This window comes from Propionicimonas sp., assembly GCF_034927565.1.
In the GTDB taxonomy this organism is placed as follows: Bacteria; Actinomycetota; Actinomycetes; order Propionibacteriales; family Propionibacteriaceae; genus Propionicimonas.
Genome location: NZ_JAYFPT010000056.1, coordinates 1 through 3,840 on the forward strand (window position 1 = coordinate 1; position 3,840 = coordinate 3,840).

The window sequence follows — 3,840 nt, forward strand, 5'->3', positions numbered from 1 at the left end:
CGCGTCCTCGCTCGCCGCGACGATCACCGGAACCGATCGACCCGGACTGCTCGACCGGCTGATGGACGCGATCGCCGCCACCGATGCCGAGATTCTCGACCTGGAGCAGACCGTGGTGCGGGGCCAGTTGAGCATCGGTCTGCTGCTGGCGGTCGCACCCGGGGTCGCGGTCACCATTGAGGACCGGCTGGCTGGAGCCTGTGCCCGGCTGGGGCTGACCGTGTCGATCTCCGAGGGCGTCGGCGACAATCCGGCGCGCCGCAACCGTACCGTGGTGACCATCCTCGGCCGTCCGCTGCTGGCCGCCCACCTTGCTGCGGCAACCGCTGTGATCGCCGGGCTCGGCGGCAATATCGACCGCAGCCGCCGGCTCTCCCGCACCCCGCTCACCACCGTCGAACTGTGGGTCTCCAACGCCGATCCGGCGGCCTTGCGCCCCGCGCTGGCGAAGGCCGGCGCACGTGGGGGATTCGATGTCTCGGTCGCGGCGGCGGGACTGAGCCGGCAGGGCCGCCGGCTGATCGTCATGGACGTCGACTCGACCCTGATCCGCGACGAGGTGATCGATCTGCTGGCAGCGCGGGCGGGCTGCGAGCCGGAGGTGGCCCGGGTCACCGAACGGGCGATGCGCGGCGAGCTCGACTTCGCCGACAGTCTGCGTGCGCGGGTCGCGCTGCTCGCCGGCCTGCCAGTCGAGGTGCTGGACCAGGTGCGCGCCGACGTCCGACTCACCCCCGGCGCACGCACCCTGGTCGCCACCCTGAGAGACCTGGGGCTCTCGATCGGCGTGGTCTCAGGCGGCTTCCTCGAAGTGGTCGCACCGCTGGCAGCCGAGTTGGGCATCACCTACTGTCACGCGAACCGACTCGAGGTCGCTGACGGCAGGCTCACCGGACGGGTCCAGGGTCCGGTCGTGGACCGTGCCGCCAAGGCTGCCAAGCTGGCCGAGTGGGCGGCACGGGAGGGATTGCCGCTGTCCCGCACGATCGCGATCGGGGACGGCGCCAACGATCTCGATATGCTCGCCGACGCTGGTCTGGGCATCGCCTTCAATGCCAAGCCTGCCGTCCGGGCGTCCGCCGACACCTCGCTCAACCTGCCATACCTCGACGCTGTGCTGTTCCTGCTGGGACTCACCCGCGAGGAAGTGGAAGATGCTGCCGCCGCCCGCGCAGCCCAGTGATCCCGGTGGTCCCGCCGGTGGCGTTGGCCACCAAGAGGCCTCCCAGGAAATCTCGAAAAAGATCCGCGGGCCGCGTCATAGTTCGTTCCGAGTCCGAGTCTTCCCAGTAGCGGCGCCGGGTAGGGGGACGACGGTATTGCCACCAGGCCGGGCGGAACCAGGCGAGGGAATCACCTCGGGGGACCTGGTTCCACCCGGCCGCGGCACCACCGCGAGGACGCCGCCAGCGGGTTCCGCCGTTCGCCGGCCCGGTCGTCGGGAGACCTGATTGGGCTGCGCGGCCGCCGTCGTGCTCGAGTCGCCCGGGCTCCGTCGGGGTGAAGGTTGTCAGGTCCACTTTGAGGACCCTGCCGCGACGCTGCCCCTCCAGCCCGACTTTGCGACCGCTACAACGGACGCAAAGTCGAGTTGGGCCCGCAAGGTGTGGCCGAAGGCCCTGGGCCTGGAGCCGGGTGCCACCGTGGCCCGCGCGGCGGGTGTGGCGTGCTCAGGATGGACCTCCGCCTGGTCCGGCCAACCCGGCGCTGACCTGGTTGTGCGGAGTTCGGCTCAGCGCCGAGCTGGTTGTGTGGAGTTCGGACGGGAAGGGCGCCCGGGATACCCGGCGGAAATCCGCACAACCGATGGAGGTCTGGTGTGGACGGGGTCGCTGTCGAGGGCGCCTCGCCGCCCCTGGCCAACAGGCTGGGAAGCCCCAGCCTGTTGGCCGTGTCGAAGGAGGAGTCGTGAGTCGGTACCACTACTGCCCGCAGCAGCGTCCACCGCTGCCCTGGCCGCTCTGCATCCGGTACGCCAGACCGCGGGCCACGCTGGCCTACCGTCAGTGCCTGCCCGGTTCCCCCGGGCTGGCCGAGTGGCTCGCCCACGGCGCCGACGACCGCCGCCCGAACGAGATCGGCGACAATCCGCCGACACTCCCCCCGAAGTAAGTCGCGTCGGCGCGCGGGCGCCGTAGGGTTCGGGACATGGGCGTGACAGGGGTGATCTTCGCGGTCATTTCTGCGTTCTGGCTGGTCGTCCTGGTGCCGTACTTCCTTGCCCGGCGAGGACTGCCGGTCGAGGGCGAGGACGAGATCGACATCCCTTTCGCCTCCAGTGCCGTCACCGTGGTGCGGACGGGGGAGTCGCTCGCACAGGCCGACGAAGGCTCAGCCGAGGTCTCCACGCCCCTGACCCGCAGCGCCCTGCTGCGTGAACTCAAGCTGATCGACTCCCGCGCCGCCCAGCGCAGGCGCCGCGTCCTGATCTTCCTGCTGCTGGTCCAGCTCGCCGTCGCAGTGCTCGCCGCGCTGAGCCTGGTCCACTGGTGGGCGGCGCTGATCCCCGCCGGCCTGGTGGTGGTTTTCCTGGTGATCGCACGCTTCACCGTCCGTTCGATGCGCGCCGATCTCGACCGCCGGGCCGAGCAGATCCGGCAGGCGGGCGCCGAGGAGACCGTCGCGCTGAAACTGGGCGAGGACGCCGACCATGAGCACTCGATCGAGATCAGTGCCCCGATCGCCGCCATCGGTTCGCTGTGGGATCCGGTCCCGATCACCCGTCCGACCTATGTCTCCACGCCGCTGGCGCCGCGCACTGTCCGGACGATCGACCTGTCGGCGCCGGTGACACCGTCCTCGCCGCTGCCGGTGACCGCCGACCCGATGCAGGACGCCCTGCCCTTCCAGGCCGACACCGGCGAGGCCGCGGGCGAGCGGGAGGTCTGCGGAGCTCAGCCGACGCCCAGCCACTCCCGCCAGCCGGGAGCTTCCCGGCGAGCCTGGGCGAGTCCGGCCTGGTAGCTCGCCTGGAGCACCGGCACGCTGCGGGTGTGGTTGCGCACCGCCATCTGCTCGGGGGCGAAGAGCAGCGCCTGGCCGGAACGCTCGAGGTCGAAGAGCTCCTCGCGGGTGGCGTTGTAGTGCCGCCAGCGGTCAGTGAGGGCGTCCGCGACCGCTGGCAGCTTCCGGAACCAGGAGCGGTACGCCGCCGGGAGCCGGCTCGGGGGCTTGCGGTAGCCGCGCTCCTGGGTCAGCACGACGAAGAACCTGGTGAAGCCGGCTGCCTTTGCCGCGTCCAGCGCGATGCCGCCGGACGGGCCCAGCGCCCCGTCCACGTAGACGTGGCCGTCGATCGCCACCGGTGGCATCAGGATCGGCATCGTCGAGGACGCCCGCACCTTGCGCATCAGGTCGGGCAGGGTGGCCAGATCGTCCCGGCCCCAGTAGACCGTCCGTCCGGTGTCGGCCTCGAAGGCGCCGATCGCGCACCGGGCCGGGTTGGCGAGGTAGGTGGCCAGGTCGTAGGGGAGGGCCTGGCCGGGCAGCGAGGTCTGCTCGTAGATGTAGTGCGCGTTGAAGTAGCCCTTGCCGGTCAGGAAGGACCCCCAGCCGCCGAACTCGGGATCGCCAGCGAACTCGACGAACGAGCGGCGGGCGCGGGCGCCGTCCCGGGCCAGATAGTTGGCGGTGTTCGTCGAACCGGCCGAGATCCCGGCCACCCAGTCGAGGTGGAGACCTTCGTCGAGCAGCACCTGCACGACGGCGGAGGTGTAGCTCGCCCGCATCCCGCCACCCTCGAAGATCAGGGCGACATCGGTGACATTGCTGGTGAGTGGTTCGGGCACCCCTCGACTATGCCGTGCCTGCGGCGTCCGAGGGTGCGAAGTTCACCAGATG

General features: G+C 70.8%; 4 protein-coding genes. 3 read left to right on the plus strand and 1 reads right to left on the minus strand.

Annotation, left to right across the window (positions count from 1 at the left end; all coding sequences use genetic code 11):
* The 3 genes from serB to VB080_RS11230 form a co-directional block, all read left to right on the plus strand.
* Window positions 1-1,183 (plus strand): phosphoserine phosphatase SerB (gene serB, locus VB080_RS11220; RefSeq protein ID WP_323418535.1); only part of this gene is annotated, 1,183 nt, incomplete at its 5' end.
* Window positions 1,184-1,908: 725 nt separating this feature from the next.
* Window positions 1,909-2,112 (plus strand): hypothetical protein, encoded by a 204-nt coding sequence (locus tag VB080_RS11225; RefSeq protein WP_323418536.1) that lies wholly within the window; start codon window positions 1,909-1,911, stop codon window positions 2,110-2,112.
* 36 nt (window positions 2,113-2,148) lie between these two features.
* Window positions 2,149-2,964 (plus strand): hypothetical protein, encoded by an 816-nt coding sequence (locus VB080_RS11230; RefSeq protein WP_323418537.1) that lies wholly within the window; start codon window positions 2,149-2,151, stop codon window positions 2,962-2,964.
* Here VB080_RS11230 and VB080_RS11235 read toward each other — a convergent pair.
* Window positions 2,895-3,788, minus strand: coding sequence for a patatin family protein (locus tag VB080_RS11235; RefSeq protein ID WP_323418538.1), 894 nt, complete (start codon window positions 3,786-3,788; stop codon window positions 2,895-2,897). The two genes, VB080_RS11230 and VB080_RS11235, sit on opposite strands and share 70 nt — an antisense overlap.
* Window positions 3,789-3,840: the final 52 nt, after the last annotated feature.